25 protein-coding genes and 1 other RNA gene are annotated in these 22,605 nt (G+C 47.8%); 11 read left to right on the top strand and 15 right to left on the bottom strand.

All coding sequences use genetic code 11. The features are described from left to right. Window positions 1–54 precede the first annotated feature (54 nt). A complete protein-coding gene (locus BRW63_RS07115; RefSeq protein WP_073070215.1) occupies window positions 55–255 on the bottom strand; it encodes a hypothetical protein in 201 nt (66 codons plus the stop codon). Between the two features lie 174 nt (window positions 256–429). On the opposite strand from BRW63_RS07115, the gene BRW63_RS28795 reads away from it, so the two are divergent. Further along, on the top strand, window positions 430–984 hold the full coding sequence (locus BRW63_RS28795) for a type II toxin-antitoxin system HicA family toxin (RefSeq protein WP_223257316.1): 555 nt from the start codon (window positions 430–432) through the stop codon (window positions 982–984). After that, the gene (locus BRW63_RS07105; protein WP_073070214.1) at window positions 981–1,202 is read left to right on the top strand and encodes a type II toxin-antitoxin system HicB family antitoxin; all 222 of its coding nucleotides are present in this window, start codon (window positions 981–983) and stop codon (window positions 1,200–1,202) included. Before BRW63_RS28795 ends, BRW63_RS07105 begins: the two co-directional genes overlap by 4 nt. Before the next feature lie 20 nt (window positions 1,203–1,222). Here the strand turns inward: BRW63_RS07105 and BRW63_RS07100 are convergent, their stop codons facing one another. Next, a complete protein-coding gene (locus BRW63_RS07100) occupies window positions 1,223–2,092 on the bottom strand; it encodes a lipid kinase (protein WP_073070213.1) in 870 nt (289 codons plus the stop codon). Between the two features lie 139 nt (window positions 2,093–2,231). Here BRW63_RS07100 and BRW63_RS07095 point away from each other — a divergent pair, with 139 nt between their 5' ends. From BRW63_RS07095 to BRW63_RS07070, 6 genes are all read left to right on the top strand, one after another. Next, window positions 2,232–3,926, top strand: a complete 1,695-nt coding sequence (locus tag BRW63_RS07095) for a transglutaminase-like domain-containing protein (RefSeq protein WP_073070212.1) — start codon at window positions 2,232–2,234, stop codon at window positions 3,924–3,926. A gap of 9 nt (window positions 3,927–3,935) precedes the next feature. Beyond that, entirely contained in the window at window positions 3,936–4,130 is a 195-nt protein-coding gene (locus tag BRW63_RS07090; protein ID WP_073070211.1) for a hypothetical protein, read from the top strand. 246 nt (window positions 4,131–4,376) lie between these two features. Next, window positions 4,377–5,627, top strand: coding sequence for a DUF262 domain-containing protein (locus BRW63_RS07085; RefSeq protein WP_073070210.1), 1,251 nt, complete (start codon window positions 4,377–4,379; stop codon window positions 5,625–5,627). Window positions 5,628–5,641: 14 nt separating this feature from the next. Beyond that, window positions 5,642–6,283: a HEPN domain-containing protein gene (locus tag BRW63_RS07080; RefSeq protein ID WP_073070209.1), complete on the top strand. Its 642-nt coding sequence runs from the start codon at window positions 5,642–5,644 to the stop codon at window positions 6,281–6,283. Window positions 6,284–6,561: 278 nt separating this feature from the next. After that, on the top strand, window positions 6,562–6,765 hold the full coding sequence (locus tag BRW63_RS07075) for a type II toxin-antitoxin system HicB family antitoxin (RefSeq protein WP_073070208.1): 204 nt from the start codon (window positions 6,562–6,564) through the stop codon (window positions 6,763–6,765). Then, window positions 6,762–6,971 (top strand): type II toxin-antitoxin system HicA family toxin, encoded by a 210-nt coding sequence (locus BRW63_RS07070; RefSeq protein WP_073070207.1) that lies wholly within the window; start codon window positions 6,762–6,764, stop codon window positions 6,969–6,971. The genes BRW63_RS07075 and BRW63_RS07070 overlap by 4 nt, the downstream gene beginning before the upstream one ends. 125 nt (window positions 6,972–7,096) lie before the next feature. On the opposite strand, the gene BRW63_RS07065 is transcribed toward BRW63_RS07070, so the two are convergent. Further along, on the bottom strand, window positions 7,097–7,792 hold the full coding sequence (locus tag BRW63_RS07065) for a RibD family protein (protein ID WP_073070206.1): 696 nt from the start codon (window positions 7,790–7,792) through the stop codon (window positions 7,097–7,099). 208 nt (window positions 7,793–8,000) lie between these two features. Here BRW63_RS07065 and BRW63_RS07060 point away from each other — a divergent pair, with 208 nt between their 5' ends. Further along, window positions 8,001–10,028 carry a sensor histidine kinase gene (locus tag BRW63_RS07060; protein ID WP_073070205.1) on the top strand — a complete coding sequence of 676 codons (2,028 nt, stop codon included), beginning with the start codon at window positions 8,001–8,003 and terminating at the stop codon, window positions 10,026–10,028. On the opposite strand, the gene BRW63_RS07055 is transcribed toward BRW63_RS07060, so the two are convergent. The 6 genes from BRW63_RS07055 to BRW63_RS07030 all read right to left on the bottom strand — a co-directional run bounded on the left by BRW63_RS07055 (window position 10,025) and on the right by BRW63_RS07030 (window position 14,852). Further along, window positions 10,025–11,044 carry a Gfo/Idh/MocA family protein gene (locus BRW63_RS07055; RefSeq protein WP_073070204.1) on the bottom strand — a complete coding sequence of 340 codons (1,020 nt, stop codon included), beginning with the start codon at window positions 11,042–11,044 and terminating at the stop codon, window positions 10,025–10,027. The two genes, BRW63_RS07060 and BRW63_RS07055, sit on opposite strands and share 4 nt — an antisense overlap. 45 nt (window positions 11,045–11,089) lie before the next feature. Beyond that, window positions 11,090–11,800 (bottom strand): ribonuclease III, encoded by a 711-nt coding sequence (gene rnc / locus BRW63_RS07050; RefSeq protein WP_073070203.1) that lies wholly within the window; start codon window positions 11,798–11,800, stop codon window positions 11,090–11,092. A gap of 72 nt (window positions 11,801–11,872) precedes the next feature. Next, on the bottom strand, window positions 11,873–12,340 hold the full coding sequence (locus BRW63_RS07045; RefSeq protein WP_143162020.1) for a hypothetical protein: 468 nt from the start codon (window positions 12,338–12,340) through the stop codon (window positions 11,873–11,875). A 428-nt stretch (window positions 12,341–12,768) separates the two neighbouring features. Further along, window positions 12,769–13,183: RNase P RNA component class A (rnpB, locus tag BRW63_RS07040), an RNA gene on the bottom strand. Between the two features lie 39 nt (window positions 13,184–13,222). Beyond that, window positions 13,223–13,918 (bottom strand): hypothetical protein, encoded by a 696-nt coding sequence (locus BRW63_RS07035; RefSeq protein WP_073070201.1) that lies wholly within the window; start codon window positions 13,916–13,918, stop codon window positions 13,223–13,225. A gap of 496 nt (window positions 13,919–14,414) precedes the next feature. Further along, window positions 14,415–14,852, bottom strand: coding sequence for a peroxiredoxin (locus tag BRW63_RS07030; protein ID WP_073070200.1), 438 nt, complete (start codon window positions 14,850–14,852; stop codon window positions 14,415–14,417). Window positions 14,853–14,980: 128 nt separating this feature from the next. Between BRW63_RS07030 and psb32 the strand changes: the two genes are divergently transcribed. Then, the gene (gene psb32, locus BRW63_RS07025; RefSeq protein ID WP_073070347.1) at window positions 14,981–15,673 is read left to right on the top strand and encodes a photosystem II repair protein Psb32; all 693 of its coding nucleotides are present in this window, start codon (window positions 14,981–14,983) and stop codon (window positions 15,671–15,673) included. 64 nt (window positions 15,674–15,737) lie between these two features. On the opposite strand, the gene BRW63_RS07020 is transcribed toward psb32, so the two are convergent. The 5 genes from BRW63_RS07020 to BRW63_RS28160 all read right to left on the bottom strand — a co-directional run bounded on the left by BRW63_RS07020 (window position 15,738) and on the right by BRW63_RS28160 (window position 20,417). Beyond that, window positions 15,738–16,121 (bottom strand): DUF4346 domain-containing protein, encoded by a 384-nt coding sequence (locus BRW63_RS07020; RefSeq protein WP_073070199.1) that lies wholly within the window; start codon window positions 16,119–16,121, stop codon window positions 15,738–15,740. 83 nt (window positions 16,122–16,204) lie between these two features. After that, entirely contained in the window at window positions 16,205–17,401 is a 1,197-nt protein-coding gene (locus BRW63_RS07015) for a GNAT family N-acetyltransferase (protein ID WP_073070198.1), read from the bottom strand. Between the two features lie 40 nt (window positions 17,402–17,441). Beyond that, window positions 17,442–19,223: a penicillin-binding protein 2 gene (mrdA, locus tag BRW63_RS07010; RefSeq protein WP_073070197.1), complete on the bottom strand. Its 1,782-nt coding sequence runs from the start codon at window positions 19,221–19,223 to the stop codon at window positions 17,442–17,444. Between the two features lie 392 nt (window positions 19,224–19,615). Then, the gene (locus BRW63_RS07005) at window positions 19,616–20,080 is read right to left on the bottom strand and encodes an Hpt domain-containing protein (protein ID WP_181314362.1); all 465 of its coding nucleotides are present in this window, start codon (window positions 20,078–20,080) and stop codon (window positions 19,616–19,618) included. A 178-nt stretch (window positions 20,081–20,258) separates the two neighbouring features. Further along, window positions 20,259–20,417 (bottom strand): hypothetical protein, encoded by a 159-nt coding sequence (locus BRW63_RS28160; RefSeq protein ID WP_181314361.1) that lies wholly within the window; start codon window positions 20,415–20,417, stop codon window positions 20,259–20,261. Between the two features lie 441 nt (window positions 20,418–20,858). On the opposite strand from BRW63_RS28160, the gene BRW63_RS07000 reads away from it, so the two are divergent. Continuing rightward, window positions 20,859–21,362 carry a hypothetical protein gene (locus tag BRW63_RS07000; RefSeq protein ID WP_219898430.1) on the top strand — a complete coding sequence of 168 codons (504 nt, stop codon included), beginning with the start codon at window positions 20,859–20,861 and terminating at the stop codon, window positions 21,360–21,362. 26 nt (window positions 21,363–21,388) lie between these two features. Here the strand turns inward: BRW63_RS07000 and BRW63_RS06995 are convergent, their stop codons facing one another. Next, window positions 21,389–22,246 carry an acyl-CoA desaturase gene (locus BRW63_RS06995; RefSeq protein ID WP_073070195.1) on the bottom strand — a complete coding sequence of 286 codons (858 nt, stop codon included), beginning with the start codon at window positions 22,244–22,246 and terminating at the stop codon, window positions 21,389–21,391. Window positions 22,247–22,605: the final 359 nt, after the last annotated feature.

The following is a 22,605-nucleotide window of genomic DNA, read 5'->3' as shown; positions in this document are numbered from 1 at the left end:
CTTGAGCCAAAGTATCTGAATTTGCAGACCCCATCATCTCATAAGTGACGATCGCTACTGTCTAACCCTGACTAGTCGCTCGTCGAAAACAGGATCGAACACGACGATGAATTGATCGGTAGGTTCTAAGCGGCACAATATCTGACAATAACCCTCGGCATCAGATGCAGTGCGACGACGAGCAACGACGACTCGCTGCATTTTTGGCAGCAGTCGGATGACAGCCCAAGATTCGAGGCGGTCTTTATAGGGCATAATGATTACGTCTCCATGCGAATTGGAGCTAAGAACCAGCCCAAATGCTTTTCCAGGGCGAGGCTGGTTCTTAACAATTGATAGGTAACATCCGCGTCACCTGACATTAATATACCCGGAAAGGTGTCATTTGGCGATCAAATTTAGACACAAGGCTCTATTAAGACTTGACGCATGGGAAGAGCAGGGAACGCCCTTAGACAAGTACTCATCAATTACGAGATCAAGCGGAGCCAGCTTGCAAAAACGATGGGCATTAATGCTGGAGTCGTGAGTCGTTGGGTCAGTGAAGACAGAGATCCGTTAGCGGAAGCGTTGTTTGAGACTTATCGGGCGTTGCGAACGCTTAAACCAGAGGCGGCTGAAGAATTTATTCGGTTGTTTCTCAAAGATGCCGAGACTGATGAGGGTTACAACAGGAGTCATCAGATTTTTGAGAGAATGTCTGAGAACGCCCTGTCAAGAAAACGCAAATTATTTGAAAAGATTCTTGCTGGCTCCAAAAATATTCAATTTAGTGAACTCGTTTCTGTCATTGAAGCATTCGGGTTCACGTTGTCACGAGTGAGCGGTAGCGATCACCTCTTTACTCATCCAGACATCCCCGAAATCATCAACATTCAAAACAAGAAAGGAAAAGCCATTCCCTATCAAGTTCATCAATTTATAATCCTGCTCGAAGAATACGCCCTTACCCTGAAAGGGGATACAGGTGAAGACGAGCCATGAAAGACTATCACATCAACATCTTTTATCGCGAAGAAGACGAAGGCTACATCGCCGACATTCCCGATTTGAAATACTGTTCAGCATTTGGCGACACCATCGAAGAAGCCGTTCACGAAGTCTTAAAAGCTAAAGCAGCCTGGTTAGAAACGGCTAAAGCAGAAGGCAAGACTATTCCGACTCCTAAATATCGCCCAGCGATCTATCAAATTGCTTCCTGATCCGATCGTTCAACGCTCACTCACGGCACAATGACCGACAAAGCATTCGGCATCACCCGAAAATGCGCCGGGGTCGAAGTCGTAATCTCTCCATCTGTATTGATCGATCGCGGTCTGCGAGTATGAACGTGAAACTCCTTGCCTTGCCAAGTTTGCACCCAGGGCGACACCCCATGACTTCCACGCCGCATCGCCGGAAGCACCGCCAACATTTGCCACCAGTGTTCGATCTCCAGACTGTAGAGATCTAAGCGCTGATCGTCGATCGCCGCATCTTCTGCCACTGCCATACCGCCGCCATAATAGCGCCCGTTGCCCACCGCAATTTGGATGGCGCGAACTTTCTCCGATCGTCCCTCCATCTGAATCTCGGCATGAAACCGCCGACTATTCCACAGCGCTTGGATCGCAGTTGCTGCATAAGCAAAAACGCCCCAGCGCCGCTTGACTTCTTTAGTCAGATTGCGGGTGATTTGCACACTCAACCCTAAACTGGCGACGTTAAAGAAATATTTGCCATTCACCCAACCCAAATCGATCGGCTGCACCTTTCCTGCTGCAATAATCTGACACGCTTCGGGCAGCGTCGCCGGAATGCCGAGCGTCCGGGCTAAATCATTTGCCGTTCCTAAAGGCAAAATGCCGAGGGGGAGATGCGTGTCTACTAAGCCTGCTGCCGCTGCGTTGAGAGTGCCATCGCCGCCGCCGATAATCACCAAATCCACACTTCCTCGATGGTCGCGAATCACATCGGCGAGTTGATCAGGGTGGTCGATCGAGGCTTCCTGCAACTCAAATCCCAAAGATTTTAATTGGTTAGTAGCTGCGTCTAACTGCTGCTGCCCCTTACGAGCATGACGATTGACTAAAAATAGAGCGCGCTGGGTCATAAGTGTGTTGGGGATAGCGTTAACTCAAAACTTCTTCTATTACCTCCTATTTTTTGCATAGAGCGTGTCTTGATACATTTATCATTAGACAGTTTTGTTTATGATTAAGAATGCTGAACGCTTATTTTGAATAACACCGATGCTCAATCTCGGCATCTCTTCTGAGCAGCCCTCCTCGCTGACTGCATTTTCTTCGCCCCAGACACAGCCGCGCACCATCCGTCCGATCGCAGTCTACGCGCTCAACGGTTTGGCGGCATGGCAGGGTCAACTGCTCGCCCTCGACTCGCTTCGAGGTTATCTAGTTCGGCTTGATCCGGCAAGTGACAACACGATCGTGCTCAACGCTCACAGCACCGAACCCTTTGTCGATGCGACAGGTTTGGCGATTTGGGGCGAAACGATCTGGTTTACCCAGGGCAACAATGTTTATTTTTGTGGTCTTGATGACCTCACTCCGCAGCTTTTCACGACATTGCCTTATACGGCTGATGCCGTGGGCGTTTGGGAGTCTACCATTTATGTGACTTGCCAGAAGGCAGGCTATATCTTCATCTATGAGCGCAGCACTCAGCGCAGAATTACTCAGTTTCCCTTACCAGGTGTGGGAATTGCCAATCTGACAGTGCGAGACGAAGAGCTTTGGGTGTGCGATCGCACCGAGCAAACTGTTTATTGCCTCGATCGGGCAACCGGAACACTCCAGTTCAGCATTCTTACACCCTTTGAGTGTCCGACCGGATTGGCATTTCTACCCGAAGCCACCGGAGAGCAAGCCCTCTATGTCTCCTACGCCAGTGAAGAGGCGTATATTCGCGACAATCCTAATGCTGACCCCAGTCATGAACTGACCTTTCGCGATCGCACCTTCGTTCACCCGCTCTACTTCCACAATGACCCGAAAGAACGTTATGCCCTCTCAAACGGCTATTTGATTGAAATGTCTTACGTCGAAGAGTTGCTGCCGCTCGACGAAGTGCATTTAGAGAATTTAGAGTGGCGAATTGCTTTGCCGACTGAAACCGATCGCCAAAAAGTTAGGCAAGTTGAAGCGATCGGGATGCCTTTCACCGAAGAAATCCAGGAAGGGCAAAAGGTAGCGGTCTTCAAGTTTGACTCGCTCAAACCCCACGAACGGCACATCTTTGGCTGGAAAGCTCTGCTCGAAGTGCGAGCCATCAAATATCAACTCACCCCTGATGATTTCAATCACATTCCTGAACTGTCGCCAGAGTTCAAGGCGCGTTATCTGATTGATGACGATGAGTTAGCGATGGATACCCCGACCATTCAAGCGGCGGCACGAGAAGCGATCGGCACTGAAACCAACATCTTGCGGAAAATTCTCAAGATTCGTAACTTTGTCTACGATCGGCTGTCTTATGGCATCAAACCTCACATTGACTCACCCGATGTCGTTTTAGAGCGAGGCATCGGCTCGTGTGGTGAATATGTCGGTTTGTTGCTGGCACTGGCTCGTCTCAATGGAATCGCCTGCCGCACAGTCGGACGTTATAAGTGTCCGCCTTATCCCGAACGGCAACGAATTCCTTTAGAACCCGATTACAATCACGTCTGGATCGAGTTCTACGTCCCCAGTTTTGGCTGGCTACCGATGGAGTCAAACCCGGATGATGTCGTAGAGCGAGGCCCCTATCCCACCCGCTTTTTTATGGGGCTGCCCTGGTTTCATGCAGAAATCGGCAAAGGTGTCACCTTCGAGTCGCTGAGAAGTGGCGGCGTTCCGGTCGGCGACTTGTTTGATTTGTCGATCGGTGATCTCGCCATCAATCACATCCGCTTCACCATTTTGGAGGAGTTACCCCCGATTTAAGGGTGGGGGATGTGGGAGCGATCGCTTCAAGAATTGAGTGCAGCAGTTAAAGCACGGGCAATGTGGGGGCGATCGCCTTCGATGCAGGAAACCTGTAAGCTAACATCTGAACTAAATCTGAACCCAGGAGGAAAGATTCCGCTTACCCATCACCATGAGCGTATTATTCAGAAAGATTCTACCTATCTCCCTGATCTGGAGTAATATGCCGAAAGCACCTACCTATCCACCCATTTTGGCGTGATATGCGGAAATTTTCTCTCTAAAAAGCAGTTATGCCGCCTAAACCTTTGTAAAGATGCTTTTTCTAAGATAACCTGCCGTAATACAGGCTTGTCATATTCTAACGTTCGGTAGAGAGGTAGTTCCCCTATTAGCTGGGTGAACAACTACAATTAACTAATGCGGCTATATTATTTCTAGTGTTGGTTCTTGCAGTGGATGACGATTATGCCTAATCTAGAACTTTTGGAAGAGAAAGAAGAGACAACCTTTTTTGAGGAAGACGAGGACCAGGCAAATGGTCTTGAGTCTAGTAGGGCAAAACGTTTATCAGAGCTAGACGAGATTGCAGGAATCGTTGTTGCAGGAACTGATTGGACAACAGCTACTGTACTTGATCAATTAGTCCGTGGCAACATTCAACTTAATCCTAGATTTCAAAGACGAGATGCTTGGAACATAACACGTAAAAGTAGGTTTATAGAATCAATCATTCTTGGATTTCCAATTCCACAAATAGTTTTAGCTTCTAATGAAAAGGAGCGTGGAAAATTCATTGTCCTTGATGGTAAGCAGCGCCTACTTACCATTCTTCAGTTTTATGGAAAAAGTGAGACTCCAAATAATAAATTTTCTCTGAAGGATTTAGAGTTTAGACCTGAGCTAAATGGTTGCACTCATGAGGATTTAGAAAACAATCTCCTCTCCGCAGAGATACTTGATCCCCTCGATAATCAAACCATTCGTACTACATTGATTCGGAATTGGCATACGGATAATTTTCTCTATAAGATTTTTTTGCGTCTTAATGTAGAAAGTACTCCTTTGTCTCCACAAGAACTAAGACAGGCACTGCACCCAGGCGAGTTTGTCAATTTTCTAGATGATCAATCAGTTAAAAGTCAGGCTTTGAGGAAAATCCTTAAATCTAAAAACCCTGACTTTCGGATGCGTGATGTTGAGCTACTACTACGCTATGTAGCATTTCACTATTTTTTATCTGAATATCGAGGCAATCTTAAAGCATTCCTTGATATGACTTGCGAAGTCCTAAATAAGAGTTGGAAGAAACGAACTGATGATGTTCATTATGCAGTTAGCCAATTTGAAAAAGCAGTAGAGACAACTATAGATATATTCGGTGAAAAAAATTTCTCGCGTATGTGGTTGGGCACCTCTAAAGTCTATCGAAGGCAATTCAACCGAGCTATTTTAGATGTGATGGTTTTTTACTTTTCAGACGGTCTTATAAGGGAAGCTGCTGAAAAGAACAAGACGGCAGTGGAGAATGCCTTTAAGGAGTTGTGTTCATCATCTGAGAATGGATTTAGAGAAGCTGTTGAAGGAACTACAAAGAATATTCGTGAAACTCATATTCGGCTTTCATTGTGGGGATATGCTTTGTTAGGTGTTTTGGATTTAGAGTTTAATTTACCTGAGCTAGTGGATAATCGTATTATTTTCAACGGCTTACGGTAAATTTCGGTTCAGGTATGTCAAAATCTGTTAGGTTTCGCACTTTAACTAAAGAATTAAATAGACTAAAAAAACAATTTCTTCCCAAAATAAATCCTATAGGCTCCTATTCTGATAGGCAGCTAGCTCTTACTCTTGCATATAGAGTTTTAGCTCATGCTGAAATCGAAACTTATCTTGAAGACAGAGTTTGGGAAGTTGTCATCAATGCAAAAACAAGCTGGGATCGTACAAGTAAGCCCTGTCGAACTTTGATCAGCCTTGTTGCGTTTTCTGGGCAGATGATGGACATGCCGCCAGACACACTCACTCCTGCAAAACCAAGTAAAGCAATTCCTCCAGAAAGAATAAAGTTAAATAAGAAAATGGATTCAGCTATTAATTGCTTTAAACGGGTTATTGATCAAAATCATGGAGTAAAAGAGGCTAACCTCTTAGCATTGCTTTTACCAGTAGGGATAGACAGCGATGATTTAGATTCCGCTTTGTTAGCCACCATGAATGCATTTGGGGAGCAACGAGGGGTTGTTGCACATTCCTCAGCAATATCTTACAAAACAATTCAACCACCAGATCCTGCTACTGAGCTGAGTAGAGTACAGCAAATTATTACAGGGCTTTTACTAGTGGATGAATTGATAAGTAACTTGAAGAGATAAGTGGTTGTAACAAATGAATGCGGTGTAAAAATCCCAATGCACCTGACCGCCGAGAGGTTATCTGTGGCGGGTGATTGGGAACGTTAGCTTATTATACCTGAAAGCCAACGTTAAGTTTTAGGTACGATCGCCCTGTTCCCATTCCCGTAGTGGAGAGAGGATCTGTGAGATGCAAGACCTAAGTAGAGGAGCGGATCAATGCTAACCTGAACAGCCATAGTTGAACGACAAACAGGCATCGCTGCTAGCATAGTCTCAACAACTAGCTCAACAGGTGTATGAAAATCAGAGCGATCGTTCATCCAGCAGAAGAAGGGGGTTATTGGGCAGAGGTTCCCGCACTTCCCGGTTGTGTGACTGAAGGAGACACGATCGAGGAGGTGATGGCTAATTTGCAAGATGCGATTGAAGGCTGGCTCGATGTTGCCAACAGTCGTCATGAGATCGAGCCAACCGCTCAAATTGTCGAAATTGCTGTATGAAATCTATTTCTGGCAAGCGGCTGTGCAAGATTGTGGAGCAAAAAAGTTGGGTTTTGCGAAGAATTACTGGCAGCCATCACATTTATGAAAACCCTGAAGTAGAGCAAATTCTGTCAATTCCTATTCACCGTAATCAAGACCTAAAAATCGGCACCTTGAGAGCCTTGATGAAAATAGCCCAGCTATCTGAGGAAGATTTACTTTGAGTGTAAGTTGCCGAGGTAGCTGGCAAATGTCAGAGGATGTCTGCGGCTCAAATTTGCCGTTAGCGCGTCAGACTCAAAAGCCAACGTTAAGTTTTAGGTACGATCGCTCCACATCTCAACCCCTCTCATTTGACTCGGTAGTGCAAAAACACCTCCTTACCCGCAGATCGAACGTCTAGCAACTCTAAGCGAGGCGCAACTCCCCCTAAAAAGCCAACGCCCTCAACCGGGGTCGGAGCGTTTACACCCCCCAAAATTAACGGGCAGACCGTCAGCCAGAGTTCATCGATCAGGTTAGCGGCAAACAGCGAAGCGACCAGTTCACCACCGCCCAAAATCGCCACCCGCTCTAACCCCAGGGCAAAGAGTTGTTGAAAAGCTTCCTGCCAGTCGATTTTTGAAGAATCTTCTTTCGACTCGGCCACTAAAATTTGTTCAAATTCTGCTCGATCGCGCCATCTCTCTGCCCCGATCGTCGCCGTCAACAGCCACCGAGGAACCGACTGCGAGAAAAACTGCGCTTGACGATCGAGCATTGCCGAACCCGAACAGACAATTTGCACAGGCTGAACTGGCTTCCCTTGCTGCTGGCGTTGCCTTAGCAAATCAGGATGGACAACCTTGAGCGTAGTGCCATACGCCCGTAAGGTTCCTGCCCCAAACAACACGGCATCTGACTGAGCAACTTGCGTTTCGAGATGGAGCTTGTCGATCGCGCTGCCAAACCGAGCCGGAGCGCGAGTTACATCCGCGATTTTGCCGTCTGCACTCATCGCTAAGATAAGCGTTGTGTGAGGAAACTGATTTTCACGATCGGGCATAGGCTGTTAGATTCAAATCTCTTTCAGAAATGGGATGACCTTCATCGGTCAAATCGTTAGAATGTCCAATTATGTATTGACCTTCTACATTAGATTTCCTAAGTTCAAACACTACGTTCATTTTTAAGCTAAACATAGCGGTTTTTGATCCCATAAAGCACAACTAACCATAGGGGTGCAAGGCTTTGCGCCCTCGATATGTACTTTTATGGCTAAACTCGGTCAGTCCTCTTTTCGTCGCATTTTGCTGGCGCGTCTTTTGCTCCTCAGCATCCCCGTTTTGCTGACCGGAGAAGTTGTCGCTTATCGCAAAGCCCGATCGGGGCTGCTTGAAACTGCCCGCAATAACTTGACCGTCAGCGCTGTCAGAAAAGGCGAAAGTGTTCGAGATGCCCTCACTGCCCTACAAACTAATTTAGCCACCGCTACTACTGCCTCGGCGCTTCAGTCTAAACAGTCTGCCAAAATTAAGGGATTTTTAGAGCAGTTGCAGCAGTCTTCGGCGATCGAGGTGCAGTGTGTGCAACTCACAAACGTTCAAACTCGCCAAATTGTTGCCAGCACTTGTGGGCAAGCAGCGATCGCACAAACTTCAAAGAATTCTTGGTCGAAGCAGCAGCGTGGAGTGCTGATCAAGCCTGCATCGGTGCAAGTTTCCCTCGCTCAACGGTCAAAGTCAGCGACCCAAGCTGATGATCAACTTCGCCTCGTGTTGAGTGCCCCGGTTTATGTGCCACAGACTTCTGAAAACCCAGTTAGCCAGCTTCGATATGTCTTAAGTCTTCAGTCTGCGCTGCACCAAACCGATCGTGACTCCTCGAAGATGACGTTTGGCTATACGGTGATCATCGACGAAGATGGCACGATCTTGGCACACCCTAACCCTGATCGAGTCGGGCAAACGATCGATCAAGACCGCAACTCCGATCGTTGGCAAACTTTGGTCAGAAATGCGATCGCAGGCAAACAAGAGTCATATCTTTTTCCGTTTGAAGAAAATGGAGTAGATTGGCTGGCGGGATACAGTTCTGTGCAGATTTCCAGCAATGGCATTTCTCGAACCTGGGTGATTTTGGCAACAACGCCGCTCGCAACTGCACTTTCTAGTCTCAATGAAATTCAACAAGTTCTTTTAATTCTCACGGTCGGACTGTTGACGGCAATTTTGCTAGCAACGCTTTATATCGCGAGAGATTTGGCACGTCCGATCGAGCAACTCAGCGACTATGCGCTGCGAATTCGAGAACGCTATTCGTCTGATCGTGCGCCCAAAGATTTCAAAGTTCGAGAACTCAATCACCTGGCAGAAGCCCTTGATAACATGGTCGAGCGGCTCGAAGAACGGGCAGAAGAACTCGAAACAGCTTGGCAAGAAGCCCAAATCGCTAACCAGCTAAAAAGCGAGTTTTTGGCGACCACTTCTCATGAGTTGCGGACTCCTTTAAATGCCATTATTGGCAGTGTTCGACTGGTGAGAGATGGGTGCTGCGACGATCGAGCCGAAGAATTAGAATTTTTGCAACAAGCCGATGATGCCGCCCTTCATTTGCTGAAGATCATCAACGATCTGCTAGACATTGCCAAAATCGAGGCGGGCAAAGTCGAACTTAGTTTGCAGCCTGTGCCCATTCAAGATCTCTGCCGCCAGTGTCTCAAAATGGTCGAGCCAGGTTCAGAAATGAAGCGATTGAAGCTCGTTTTAGAATTAGACGATCGCGTCGATCGGGCACTGATTGACGAGCGCCGAGTCAGGCAAATGGTGATTAATCTGCTCTCTAATGCGGTCAAGTTTACGCCCGAAGGTGGACAAGTGACGCTGAAAGCTTGGCTGGCTCATGGGCACCAGTTAGAGCAAGATACTCGCCCTGATCACAGTCCTATTAATCCCCATACGCCTTATTTGTGTTTAGAAGTTCAAGATTCAGGAATCGGCATTCCTGAAGACCGATGGCATCTATTGTTTCGTCCTTTTCAGCAAATTGACTCATCGCTGACTCGCAAGCACGAAGGCACCGGGTTAGGGTTGGCCCTTACCAAGCGCCTCGCTGAACTGCACGGCGGAACGCTTTCGTTTGATTCGGTTCAAAATAGCGGCAGCACCTTTCGGATCTGGCTGCCACTGCTAGAACCCATGCCTGTGAATGCGGCTAAAGTGACGATCGACCCAGCAGAATCGATCGACCCCTCAACCCCTCAACTGAGCGAGACCCTCCCCCTCAGCGTTCCTCAAAGTTAACGGCTCAGTGGCTGAAGAGACACGATTTGCCCACCCTGTTGCAACGACTGAGACAGCGCAACGAGAATTTGAACGAGCGCTGCTCCGAGCCAACCCGAAGAAATATTTGAGGGCTGATTTTGCCGAACACAGGTGAGAAAGTGATCACAGACTTGCTGAAGTGGCTCCCCTGGCGGCAAGGTCAAACTCTCATAGCGTTGATTCATCGGAATGAACTGCTGGTCTTGCTGGTTTAGCTGCCCCCGCTGAATCGAGAGCGACTCTGGCGAAAGTTCGTCAAACGTCAGCGTTCCTTGACTGCCCACCACACTCAGCCTTCGCTGCTTATCAGGGTTTAGCCAGCATAGATGAATCGTTGCCTCAAACCCGCTTGGATAGGTGAGTGTGACCCAAACCACATCAGATAGGTTTGTCTGAAGCCATGCTGTCCCTTTGGCTTGCACCTGACAGGGCATTGCTCCGAGCCACTCGTTAAAAATTGCAATGTCGTGAATCGCTAGATCCCATAGCGCATCGACATCCGATCGGACGGGGCTGAGGTGTGTTCGGGCAGCATAGCCATAGCGCAAATCGCCTAATTCTTGGGCTTGAATCACCGCTTTTCCGCGCAGCACAGCAGGATGGAATAAGTAGGTGTGATCGATCACAAGTTGGTGATGCTGCTGGTCTGCAAGCCGACAAAGCTGAACCGACTCTGCCACACTCAACGTCAAGGGCTTTTCTGCCAAGACGTGAAGTTTCTGCTTTAAAGCTGCTGTGATCAAAGAGAAATGAGTTTCGGCGGGGGTAGCGATCGCGACCGCTTCAACCCCTTCGATTTGCAAAGCGGTTTGAAAATCGTGGGTTAAAACCACTCGATCGTCTAAGCCAAACTGCGCTGCTGCTCTGGTCAAATTATCTGGGTTGGGGTCAACTACCGCCACCACACGAGCGAGAGGATTTTCTAAAAAATTCCGCAGTAGGTGACTTCCCCAGCGTCCAACTCCCACGATCGCTATCCCAACTTGATCAGACATTCACAAACTCCTCAAATTAGGCAGCAGAGGAGAATTAAGATGCCTCTACTGACCACTCAACGCTAAAAATGCAATCTGGGCTGCGGCTTGTTCTGCGGCTTTGCGCGATCGCCCCGTTCCTTTTGCCAAACATTGCCCTTGAATCCACACTTCAGCCGTGAAGCGATCGGGGTCATTGTGAGTTTGCCCATTTTCTTGAGTCCGATAGTCAGGCAAGGTTTTTTGATGAGCCTGAGTCCAGGTTTGCAAGGCGGCTTTATAGTTTTGTCGAGCCGGATCAGCCAAAATTTCGGTCGCAAGTGGCTGAAAATGGCGATCGAGCCAGGGTCGAATTAGCTCTAAGGTACGGGTGCTGAGATAGAGCGCTGCCAAAACTGCCTCTAAAGAGTCTGCCATGCGAGACTCTTGCCCTGCCACGTCTGACATCGCGCTTGCAGACACTAGAAGATAGCGATCGAACCCATAATCGTTGGCAATGGTTGCTAGAATCCGATCGCTGACCAGCACTGATCTCAAAGCCGTAAATTCACCCACTTTTAAGTGAGGGTAAACTTCCAGCAAAAACTCAGCCGCGCCTAGTTTGACGACAGCATCTCCCACAAATTCGAGTTGCTCGTAGTTTTCTTCTGCTGAAATGGTAGAGTGCGTGAGCGCCAAATCTAGCAACTCCCACTTAATCGGAGCCGTTTCGGGCAAGCCCAATCTCTGAACTAATTGTCGTAGCTGCTGCTGACGACGGGGATACTGTAAATTCATCCTCAAGAATCGCCCAAGTGAAAGCGGTCTTCTCCACCCTACACCCTACCCTGTTTTCTCAAGATCTTGCTTCTAAGCAGAGCGCAACACAGCATAAGTGCGTTGAATCTCGCCGATCGTAGCGGTTGTCGGAAGCGGAACCTCGGTAGCTTCTTGAAGTGCCCGGTTGAGTGTAATCGTCGTCACCTTGAGTTGGTCAGAACTGGGAAGAAAAGCGGTGTTGCCCGATTTTCCTAGGTGCCAATGCTGTGCTCTCACGGCATCGATCGTACCCGGAAACACCCCCACCAACATTGCCAGAACTTCGCTCGGTAAACTGACCACGACTTGGCGACCAAAAAATTCTTCAAAACCCGCCAAGAGCCGCTCTGCCCGTAAGGTCGGTTCGGGGGTTTCAATGATTTTCTGCAACCATCGCCCCCATTGAATCCGTCTCCCGTAGGCTCTGCGCCGCTCGTCGATGGATTTAATCGGAATTAGCTGCGGTGACCCGATCGCAATCACCGCCCGATAGTGTGGCTCAACTAAGCTGCCAACCACAGCACCCGGGCCAGCAAACTCTGCATGAAATTCTTTACAGAGGATTAGCCCGCTCTTTTTTTGTTCGCCAATAGCAAGGAGGTGTTCAGCAGGAAGGGCGGACCCTGAACGGTTAGACGAGGTGATAAGAGTAGAAGTTTGGCTATCCACGAATTGATCTTACCGTCTGGCGGTAAAGTGAGCGTCTTTGAATCAGGCAGGTTCTCAAGTCACCCCATCCTAGTGCAGGTCAAAAGCATGACGTTGCTTCGCTCAAAGGACTTTGCTGAATCTACACATTTCTCAAACCAATCTTAAAGAATGTCGAGAAATCAAATCCTCTGCATTAGGTTGTAAGATTGGGACAGGCTTCTAGCCTGTAGGGGCAGGATGCTGATCCTACAAATCATTCAGGATTGCTATAAAGTCGATCGCGCAATTAATTAATAGAGAAGAGCCAGACATAAGCCGGGTTCTGTTCTTTGAGCGCACTCAAAGGGCAGTTATCTATCTGGGACATCTGTTACCAAATGCCTCAAGCGGCTCTCTATAACGGCAGTTATCCACCGCTATCACGCAGAACGGGAAAAAGACCAACCGTTGTTCTTTGACCTTGCTCCCAACCGGGGTTTACCGAGCCAGCACCTCTCGATGCTGCTGGTGCGCTCTTACCGCACCTTTGCACCCTTACCAAAAACGTTTTGAATGAGTCACTCAAACTGCTCTTGGCGGTATTTTTCTGTGGCACTATCCTCACGATCGCTCGCACTGGGCGTTATCCAGCAGGTTTGGTCTTTCGGGAGTCCGGACTTTCCTCAGGCTGATAGGCAGTGCCCACAGCCCGCAACTGCCTGCGCTGACTCTTCTCCTCCCCTAGTTTAGACGCAGATGGCTGAGGGTTGATTAGGAGGTTTTTTTTCGAGGGTTCCAGGGCAGTCCAGCAGTCCAGTCTAGTTTAGTAATAGTCAGGTTGCAGATAACGCGAGTGCGATCGCCTGTCGGAGAGGTGTTTGGGCCCGCAAGTCGCATGGCTAAATAGAGCGCAAACTTTAGCTCTTCTTTGCCGTCCATGAAATTTTTATAGCGTTTTTGTTGAGCTTCAGATGATTTTTTAGGGTCGGGCTTTGTCAGGTCAACGATCGTCTTTTCGGTGTCTAGAAACCCATTATCTCCTTTGCGAACGAGCATATCTTCAGAGGCAATCTTCTCTTTGAGGGTCTTGCCAGGAGCGATCACGCTGAAGACCTGATTTTGAAAGAGATCAAGAGTGCTGCCAGGGGGAAGTCGTGTGACGCGCCGCGATCGTCCGTCAAGGTCAGTCATTGAGCAATAGTCCCAATCGATGTAAATAGGACAGTTTTCAGATTTGTTGTTGATGCTGATCGCTAACTCTTTGAGTGTATGAAACTCATAGTGAGTGTCAAATTTGAAGCTAACATTGATAATGTCTTGCAGGCTAAGATCTTGAAGCTGTTGATTTAAGTCTCCTTCCTCTAGCCGAATTTTGAACTCATCGTTAAAAGAGTTGATAATCTCGTAGAAGACATAAGTGATGCACAAAAGATAAATCGTCAATAGAACATAATCGAGGTCGGTCATAAGAAACCTTGATACGTTTGAAAACCGTGCCTCTTGAAAGCGCGGAGGAAAAACGAACTAGCGACTAAAGTTGCCTACACAAATTACCCGATTTCGTGAATCTTAGAGAGGACAATCTGCTACATTCTCAAGATATATAGCGTTTCTTAGTCTAGCAAGGGATGGACAAGAGGCTCAGGGTGTGTTTTGAAACTCGTTCGCTGCGATTCCGTTCCACCCTGAACTGAAGTTCGGGCTAACAAGGGAAAGTCCACTGAAGTGGACTCAGACAGCAGTTTAGCCTCTTCAGTCCGTTTCAACGGACTTTCTACGACTAGCCCAAACTTCAGTTCAGGGCGAGTGAGCAGGATGGACGACAGAGCTTTAAACCACTGCCCAAGCCTCCTATCACGCGACGCGAATGTATTTAACTTATCTGGAAATTGCTATACAGACGATGCGGTTTCGGGTTTCAGGCAAAACTAATTTTTGACCCCTGAAACCCGATCCCTTTTGACTAGCTGGTCATCTCAGCCAAGATATCGGTGGCGTGAGTGTCAGTCTTAACCGTCGTGTAAACCTGGCTAATTTTGCCAGAGCCGTCAATCACATAGGTGACTCGCTTAGAATAACCGCCACCGTCTACATCAAACGCTTTAGTGAGCGCACCATCAGTATCAACTAGGAGAGGAAACGGTAGATTAAACTTCTCAGTAAACTTTTGGTGAGACGCTTCATCATCCATGCTGACTCCAAAAACGGTGACTCCCTTGTTCAAATATTGCGCGTAGTTGTCTCGAAAACTGCACGCTTCCTTCGTGCAGCCCGGTGTGTCATCTTTAGGATAAAAATAGATGACAACAGGCTTACCCACATAGCTTGCCAAGAAAACCGTGTTGCCATTTGTATCTTTAGCGGTGAAATTAGGGGCACTATCGCCAACAGAGAGAGGCATATGAATTAGCTCCTTGCGATTCAAACTCTGTCAAAAATTGTAATGTAATTAATGAGAAGAGTTTGAACTCCTCAAATTATTTGTTGCTGTCGTGTTTTAAAAAGATGTCGTCTGAAGGTCGATCGCTCATGAGAAAGCTCCTCTCCGCTCTTGGCAACCGTTGGGTTTTGACCATCGTTGCTTTGATTTTGACCACGCAATTGGTGGTTGCTCCTGCCCTAGCTACGAGTCTCTATGAGGTTCCTGGCATTCCCACAGATTCACAAGTTTTAGACTTAGCCAATATTTTGAGTCGGTTTAGTGAAGGCAAAATCACCGAATCATTTACTGATCTGAAGGCAAAAACGGGTCAAGAAGTCCGTTTTGTCACGATTCGGGGCTTAGATTATGACGAAACGATCGAGTCGTTTACCGAAAAGCTATTTAAGCAGTGGTTCCCAACACCCGACGCTCAAGCTAACCAAACCCTAATGGTGTTAGACAAGCTGACCAACAATAGCGCGATTTACGCGGGTGAGAAAGCAAGGGCGATCATGCCGGATGCGATCGCTCAAAGCGTGGCTCAAGAAACGCTGCAAGTGCCGTTGAAGATCGGTGAACGCTATAATCAGGGCTTTTTGGATGCCAGCGATCGCTTGGTAGCAGTTCTGTCAGGTCAAGAAGATCCCGGCCCGCCTGTCGTGAAGGATAACGTTCAAGTTGAGGGCACGTTTGCGACTCCAGAAGAGACGCAAGAAAGCAACGCCACCGTTTGGGTGATTGGGCTGTTGATTGCAGCGACGGTAATCCCAATGGCAACTTACTTCTGGTATGTGAAGTAAGCGGTGCCCACAAAGAACATTTAGTATTGACAACGGGTTTCTATAAATCCGTTGTCAATACAAATTAGTCTTGGATGTAATCTTGGCAAGTCAACATCGCGACTTCTGCGCGGATAAATTCTCTACCTAAATAGGCAGCGTGATCTAGGCGAGTGACGACGCAATTTTCGGATTTTTCAAACAGCTCGATGCAAAGTTCTTTAGCCGTTCTGCCCTTAAAAACTGTGCTGGATTGGCGTTGTAGTGTACCGTTACAAGGCAGGGGCGCACCCGTTTCAGGGTCACACGCTAACCCTTTGTCGTTAATGACATTTGTAAAGTGTTTTGCACAGATCAGTTGGTTTTCTCGATCGACATAAATAATAAAATATCCCTTGGGATCGAGTTCAATAAAGCGGTTAGAAAGCTGGTCGTCTAGAGCAGTGGTATCGGCAACAGTCGGGTTCATAATCAAACCTTAAAAGCGATCATTATTATAGCCTCCTCTAACTGATGAGGAGGCACAGGACTGTTCTTTGAAACGCTCTGTTTCTAATCAATTTTGAAGCTAACGGGTTCTTGTTTGAACGGCAAATCTTGATTGATTGCGTCAATTTCTTGCTGCTCTAAATCATTCACCTGTTCGATATGCGATCGCAAAATTTGTGACAGGCGGCTGTTATAAAACCGATGAAGAGAATAGTTTGCAGTAGCTGGAAAACCCCGGCGTTTTTTGTGCCGCCCACCTGCACCGGGATCAAAGAGTTGAATGCCGTTTTGAATCGCCCACTCGATCGGGGAATAGTAGCAAGCATCAAAGTGCAGACAGTCAATTTCCTGCAAAGCTCCCCAATAGCGCCCATATAAGCGATCGCCCTTCGTCAAGCAAAACGACATGCCGATCGGATGCTGATCATCCAATTCGCTATAGGCGGCAAAAAATACCACTCGTTGAGAAAATCGGGGATGCAATTGCTCAAAAAATCGCTTCGTCAAATATTTACTGCCCCACCAGCCAAACTTGTCGCAGGTATCACTATAGAAGCTGTACATCGTCGGAAACAGAGACTTAGGAATCTCGTCTCCCGTGAAAGCTTTTAGATACAATCCGGCTTGCCCAACGGCTTTGCGTTCTCGCTTAATGTTGCGTCGCTGATTGGCATTAAATGCGCCTAGATAATCATCAAAAGTGTTGTAGCCCTGGTTTTGCCAGATGTAACTGTGATGCTGCCAGGTGCTAAAGCCGTGTTGCTCCATCCGCGATCGCCACTCTGGGTCAACATATAAAAAGTTGCAGCCAGAAATTTGGTTGTGAATGCAAAACTGATCGATCGCGCTAACCATCAATTCGGTCAACTCGTCTTCGTCTTCTCCGGGGGCAATCAAAAAGCGATAGCCTTCAGCAGGCGTAAACGGAGACATCCCCAACAGTTTTGGATAATATTCGACTCCCAGACGGCTTGCTAGATCTGCCCATTGGTGATCAAAAACAAATTCGCCGTAGCTGTGACCTTTAAGATAGAGTGGCGCGATCGCGATTAAAGATCGATCGCGCCAAACCGTGAGGTGATTGGGCAACCATCCCGACTTAGCGGTCGTGCTGCCTGATGTCTCCATGTTGTGCAGCCATTCCCACTCGAAAAATGGGGTTTTGAGCGGCATCGCTAACGCATCCCAGTCGGCTTGAGGGATCTCAGAAATCTTATTAATCCAGGCAACAGAATATCGAGGCTTGAGTTGTTTCAACATCGCCACTTAGCACTGCACAGCCTCTAATCTAAACGAAAGTTCACTTAATCGGGGGCGCAGATTTGGGAGTTCCAAAGTAGGCTTTATAGATCTCGTGCGCGATCGGCACCGCAGACTCGGCTCCAAATCCACCATTTTCAACGACAACCGCCACCGCGATCTGGGGATCATTGAGCGGGCCGTAACCCACATAAAGCGCATTGTCTCGCTGCCCAATCACTTCAGCCGTTCCTGTCTTGCCAGCCGTGGGCGGAATCGAGCCATCGCTCAATCGACGGGCAGTGCCTTCTTTGACCACCGCAGCCAGCCCAGCCCGAATCACCTCGATCGTGTCTGGGTTTAACCCGGTTGCTTCTCGCTGCGCGGCTGGAGTGTTGGTTTGGTCGGACATCAGATGCGGTTTGACCCGATAACCACCATTGGCGATCGCAGACACCATCACCGCTAGTTCGAGCGGAGTCACCTGAACCACGCCTTGCCCGATCGCCATACTCACCGTGTCGCCGCCATACCAGGGTTCGCCATAAAGTTTCTGCTTTTGCTCAGGCGTAGGGATCACTCCATGACTTCCCCCTTCTAGACCCATTGAGGAGGTTTCGCCGATGCCTAATCGGTGTCCCCATTTTGAGATCTCATCGGGGCCAACTGCCATCCCAACTTGGTAAAAGAACGTGTTACTGCTAAAAGCGAGTGCGTCACGGAACCCGATCGTGCCATAACCACTGCCTCCGTGTTCGTGAAACAAGGTGCCACCGATGTTAATCGCTCCAAACGTTGGCAGCGTAGAAGTTGAAGAAAACTTGCCCGACTGAATGCCTGCCGAAGTAGTGACGATCTTAAAGGTGCTGCCCGGTGGATAGCCCTGCAAACTCCGATTTAGGAAAGGATGATCTTGCCCTTGAAGGTCTTTCCACTCTTGAGTTGAGATTTTGCGAGTAAACAGATTGGGGTCAAAGGTAGGGCCGCTTGCCATCACCAAAACGGCTCCCGTTTTGACATCTAGCGCGACCACTGCACCTCGCTGATTGTTTAATGCCTTTTCTGCCGCTTGCTGAAGTTTGAGATCGATCGTGAGCCGTAAATCAGAACCCGATACGGGCTTTTGTTCGCCCAACATTCTCAATTCTTTCCCAACCGAATCGACTTCGAGCAGGTGACTGCCCCACTTGCCGCGCAAACTAGGGTCAGCGATGCGCTCGATTCCCATCTGTCCTAGCAGCATCCCCATCGGAAAGTCGGGGTTGGCTCTGAGATCGTCGGCAGTGGCTTCGCCGATATAGCCCAAAATGTGAGCCGCAATGTTGCCGTTTGGGTAGTGACGGCTAGACTCTGCCTGAATTTCTAACCCAGGGATCTGCCCAACCTCAGCAAGCGCCACAAACTGTTGAGGGGTCAAATTGCGATAGACACGAGCCGGGATTGCCGATCGATACCCAACTTGCTTGAGCTTTTTAAGAATATCTTCGGCAGGGATGTCGAGAATTTTGCTGAGACGAACGGCGGTTTCTTGCCATTGCTGCATCGACTGCTCACGGGGATAGAGATAGATCGATCGAGACAACTGGTTAGCCGCGAGCGGAACGCCTTTGCGATCGAGAATGTTGCCACGGTCTGCCACAATCACCAAGGGACGAATGCGGTTTTGATCGGCAAGCTGGCGATTGTGATGACCCTGCACAATCTGCAACTGTGCTAACCGAAACATGCACCCACTAATTAAAGTGGTCGCTACCATAAATAAAAATACGGAGCGGTGAGAACGTCGCGATCGGGTTTGGTTTACACGCGAGGAGGTAGATACAAACGAAAATCCGCTAGCCATATTAACCCAGTTTCTTAACTTGAAATCAGAGATCGATTACGTCCACAAGCGAAAGGAGCCAGCCTGAACAGGCTCCATTTTGTGTCTTCAATTCTGCACGTCTGCGGCGGCTGCGATCCCCGGATTTTCTGGTTTGCGGAGATCAAAACCCCAAAACTTGTAAGGCTATCTTAAGCGATCAATCCAATGAAAATCTACCTTGATTTATTCTGCTGAGTATGCGTCCAGGTCAACCGCAAACAGCGAACCAACCGAGACGAAAACCGCGCTTTAGTTTCCCTAGATCCCCTCCATTCCTCTGTTACTTTCGCTACTTTTAATTCACAATCCGGAAAATCTTTCGATCGTCAGCCTAGTATCCAACGATTACAATCATTCGTTAAATTACTGAGTCAGACTTGATTTAAGAACGCTTGCACCCCTTGGAGCAAGTCTGCCAACTCAGCCAGCATCTCCGCAGCTTCTGATAATTGCTGGGCGTGAGCATCGGTTTCTAACTTGCCCGCGATCGTCTGCATCTCTGTTAGTCCGACATTTGCACTTGCCCCTTTAAAATGATGGGCTGCCCGCGAGACCGCATCGTAATCTCCCTTGAGCAGAGCCGCTTGTGCTTCTTTCAAGTGATTGCGAGTGTCTTCGACAAAGATTTGCAGTAGTTCTTGCTCAAACTCTTCACTGCCGTCTGAGATTTGATGCAAATGCTCCCAGTCGATCGCCAGATTTACCCGGTTTCGTTTGATCAGATCGCTTTCCAAACCCTCACTCCAATCGGTTAATTTATCCTTCAATTTTTCTTTTGATATCGGCTTGCTGAAATAGTCATCCATGCCAGCCACTACACCTCTCTCAATCTTCACGCAATCCATTCTCGATCAGGGTAATTACGGATAATATTTCAGATATGTGATTTACTTCTGTGGAAGCGTTACGTGTAACGTCCCTACAAGTCAGAGAAACAGATGTGAAGCGCTACCAGGTTTTCGATCTGATCTGCCGCATCTTTACTGGATTTAAAGCAGGTTGACTGGAGTACAGCTAATCGCCTAGAAACCAGGCGAACAGGAGAAATAGACTCAACGCCATCAGCCAAAGGGGAACTTTGAGCACTGAAATCAACTCTAAAGGAAATATCAGCAAGATTTGGGTGAAAAACAACCCGACGATCAACACCAAACTTAAACCTAGTAACGGCATAAATGCTCCTTTACAGTGGAATGTTGTTAGACGATCGTCATAGGTTCTCGCTTTGCTAAATCGGCTGGATTGTAGCCAACCGAGATTTCAATCTATCTTCTGCAAATTGTAGTGAGTGTGATCTCAAGCCGCGTCTATGCTTATTTTCATCCCTAATCTTTAAATATTTGTTACGGCAGAATCTTCTATTTTTAACGTGAGTTCGACGAGTTTTTTCGCTTCGTTCTCAGCGGCTTCCCAAATTGATAATCAGAGTGAACCACTTCTATCGAACTCAGGTATTTTAAGGTGTTATTTGATACTAAAACTGTGAGAGATATGGAGGGTTTCTGTCCATCAGAATCATCTTGAGACATCACGATATCTTCAACTGATATGCTTCATTCAATAAGAATTGCTCCAAGCCTGAGTTTTTTCTAAAGTCTAAATTTTTTAGTTTTTATGAGTGAGAATGTTGAGATGTTAATTCAGCGAAAGCGTCAATTAAGTTGGAACCATTTACTCCTAACTTTTACCCTCTTCAGCGCAGTTCCCGTTTTAGCGCAGCCTGCCAATTTTGGCACGCTTACTTTAGGTTCTAACAATGCTTCTGGGAGTTTAAACGGCGCGACTGGAGGCTCGACTTCGCTGCCTGCCATCGTCAGCAACAGCGATCGCCACGACAAAAAATGTCTAGGCTTTGCTGACCCCAAACCCGATCATCTGCTCGTTTTGCAAAAGCCTTTCTCAAAGCTGAGGCTAAAAGTCAACAGTGGCGATAAAGAAACCACGATCGTGATTAAAGGGTCTGATAACTCAGTTCGCTGTGGCGATAACTCTAACGCTTCAAACAAAGGCGCGATCTTAGAAGATGGCGATTGGCAAGCGGGCACCTATCAAGTGTGGGTTGGCTCGATCGAGCCAGGAGTTCGCCAAAACTATCGACTGGTTGTCCAAGGAAATTAGTTGGCGAACTTGTCCTTTAGCGATTCTCAGATGCTTTTATCAAGCATGGGATTCCTGACGATCTTTTTCGCTAACCCTAACCCTTTTAGAACTTGAATCGCCCACCAGGTTGTGTCAATTTCCCACCAGCGCCAACCTGATTTCGCCACATGCGGATAGGCGTGGTGGTTGTTGTGCCAGCCCTCGCCATAGGTTAAAAGCGAAACCCACCAGAGATTTCGAGAGCCATCATCCACGTCAAAAGTGCGATAGCCCCAAGCATGAGCTGCCGAGTTAACCAGCCAGGTCGAATGCCACAATAAGACCGATCGCACCACAATTCCATAGAGCACAAACGACCAGCCGCCTAACCCATATAGCAAAATGGCAAGCGGAACTTGCAAGACTAAAAAGTAGCGATCGAGCCAGCGATAAAAGGGTTGTTTTGCTAAGTCAGGAGCATTCTTAGAATAGGATTCACGGTCAAAAAATTCTGGGCGACGATAGATTAACCACAGCATATGACTCCACCAAAAGCCGCGTCGTGCTGAATAAGGGTCTTTATCGATGTCTTCGGTGTGAGCGTGATGCTGACGATGCCCACCCACCCAAGCCAGCGGGCTGCCTTGAATCGACAAAGCGCCCAAGGTGGCGATCGTATACTCTAACCACTTAGGCACTTGAAAACTGCGATGACTCAGCAGTCGGTGATATCCTAAACAAATGCCAATTCCTCCAAACAACCAGTGCAGGAAGAGAGCCACACCCAAAGCAGACCAGGAGAAAAACCAGGGAGCCAGAAGCGCCAGCCCGTGCATCACCGCCAAAAAAGCCACTGTCGTCCAATCAAGCGCAAGCGGCTCACTGCTCTTAGGGAGAGCAGTCACAAGAGATTTTGAGTTCATTAAAATTCCAAAGACTCGATTTTTATCTCACAGAGCGTAGCTGTAAAACCAGGTAAGCACTGATTGTATCTATGCTATCAATTTCGGAGTTTGCCTGCAAGTGCCACTTGCATTTTGGGCGAGTTGAACTGCGATCGCTAATATAATTCGACGCTCATCCTTAAGTTGAGTTAGGAGTATCCAAAATCATCCCCAAAAAAGCCTCAGAATTTCTTCTGGGGCTTTTTTACGCGATTCACTAATTGTTAACGTGAATTCGATGAAGCTTTTTGCTACGGTTGAAAATCCGGGCTGCCCCCTAAATCCCCCAAAATTGGGGGACTTTGAACATAAATTCTGGGAAATTTAGGGGGCATTCC

Source organism: Phormidesmis priestleyi ULC007 (genome assembly GCF_001895925.1).
In the GTDB taxonomy this organism is placed as follows: Bacteria; Cyanobacteriota; Cyanobacteriia; order Leptolyngbyales; family Leptolyngbyaceae; genus Phormidesmis_A; species Phormidesmis_A priestleyi_A.
The sequence above is the reverse complement of the archived record's forward strand: the minus strand, read 5'-3'. Positions and strand labels throughout refer to the sequence as shown.

What these genes read in the sequence shown, in the direction of transcription:
- BRW63_RS07115 (WP_073070215.1), bottom strand. Translation starts at nt 255, where the DNA reads ATGCCCTATAAAGACCGCCTCGAATCTTGGGCTGTCATCCGACTGCTG.
- BRW63_RS28795 (WP_223257316.1), top strand. Translation starts at nt 430, where the DNA reads ATGGGAAGAGCAGGGAACGCCCTTAGACAAGTACTCATCAATTACGAG.
- BRW63_RS07105 (WP_073070214.1), top strand. Translation starts at nt 981, where the DNA reads ATGAAAGACTATCACATCAACATCTTTTATCGCGAAGAAGACGAAGGC.
- BRW63_RS07100 (WP_073070213.1), bottom strand. Translation starts at nt 2,092, where the DNA reads ATGACCCAGCGCGCTCTATTTTTAGTCAATCGTCATGCTCGTAAGGGG.
- BRW63_RS07095 (WP_073070212.1), top strand. Translation starts at nt 2,232, where the DNA reads ATGCTCAATCTCGGCATCTCTTCTGAGCAGCCCTCCTCGCTGACTGCA.
- BRW63_RS07090 (WP_073070211.1), top strand. Translation starts at nt 3,936, where the DNA reads ATGTGGGAGCGATCGCTTCAAGAATTGAGTGCAGCAGTTAAAGCACGG.
- BRW63_RS07085 (WP_073070210.1), top strand. Translation starts at nt 4,377, where the DNA reads ATGCCTAATCTAGAACTTTTGGAAGAGAAAGAAGAGACAACCTTTTTT.
- BRW63_RS07080 (WP_073070209.1), top strand. Translation starts at nt 5,642, where the DNA reads ATGTCAAAATCTGTTAGGTTTCGCACTTTAACTAAAGAATTAAATAGA.
- BRW63_RS07075 (WP_073070208.1), top strand. Translation starts at nt 6,562, where the DNA reads ATGAAAATCAGAGCGATCGTTCATCCAGCAGAAGAAGGGGGTTATTGG.
- BRW63_RS07070 (WP_073070207.1), top strand. Translation starts at nt 6,762, where the DNA reads ATGAAATCTATTTCTGGCAAGCGGCTGTGCAAGATTGTGGAGCAAAAA.
- BRW63_RS07065 (WP_073070206.1), bottom strand. Translation starts at nt 7,792, where the DNA reads ATGCCCGATCGTGAAAATCAGTTTCCTCACACAACGCTTATCTTAGCG.
- BRW63_RS07060 (WP_073070205.1), top strand. Translation starts at nt 8,001, where the DNA reads ATGGCTAAACTCGGTCAGTCCTCTTTTCGTCGCATTTTGCTGGCGCGT.
- BRW63_RS07055 (WP_073070204.1), bottom strand. Translation starts at nt 11,044, where the DNA reads ATGTCTGATCAAGTTGGGATAGCGATCGTGGGAGTTGGACGCTGGGGA.
- rnc (WP_073070203.1), bottom strand. Translation starts at nt 11,800, where the DNA reads ATGAATTTACAGTATCCCCGTCGTCAGCAGCAGCTACGACAATTAGTT.
- BRW63_RS07035 (WP_073070201.1), bottom strand. Translation starts at nt 13,918, where the DNA reads ATGACCGACCTCGATTATGTTCTATTGACGATTTATCTTTTGTGCATC.
- BRW63_RS07030 (WP_073070200.1), bottom strand. Translation starts at nt 14,852, where the DNA reads ATGCCTCTCTCTGTTGGCGATAGTGCCCCTAATTTCACCGCTAAAGAT.
- psb32 (WP_073070347.1), top strand. Translation starts at nt 14,981, where the DNA reads ATGAGAAAGCTCCTCTCCGCTCTTGGCAACCGTTGGGTTTTGACCATC.
- BRW63_RS07020 (WP_073070199.1), bottom strand. Translation starts at nt 16,121, where the DNA reads ATGAACCCGACTGTTGCCGATACCACTGCTCTAGACGACCAGCTTTCT.
- BRW63_RS07015 (WP_073070198.1), bottom strand. Translation starts at nt 17,401, where the DNA reads ATGTTGAAACAACTCAAGCCTCGATATTCTGTTGCCTGGATTAATAAG.
- mrdA (WP_073070197.1), bottom strand. Translation starts at nt 19,223, where the DNA reads ATGGCTAGCGGATTTTCGTTTGTATCTACCTCCTCGCGTGTAAACCAA.
- BRW63_RS28160 (WP_181314361.1), bottom strand. Translation starts at nt 20,417, where the DNA reads ATGCCGTTACTAGGTTTAAGTTTGGTGTTGATCGTCGGGTTGTTTTTC.
- BRW63_RS07000 (WP_219898430.1), top strand. Translation starts at nt 20,859, where the DNA reads ATGAGTGAGAATGTTGAGATGTTAATTCAGCGAAAGCGTCAATTAAGT.
- BRW63_RS06995 (WP_073070195.1), bottom strand. Translation starts at nt 22,246, where the DNA reads ATGAACTCAAAATCTCTTGTGACTGCTCTCCCTAAGAGCAGTGAGCCG.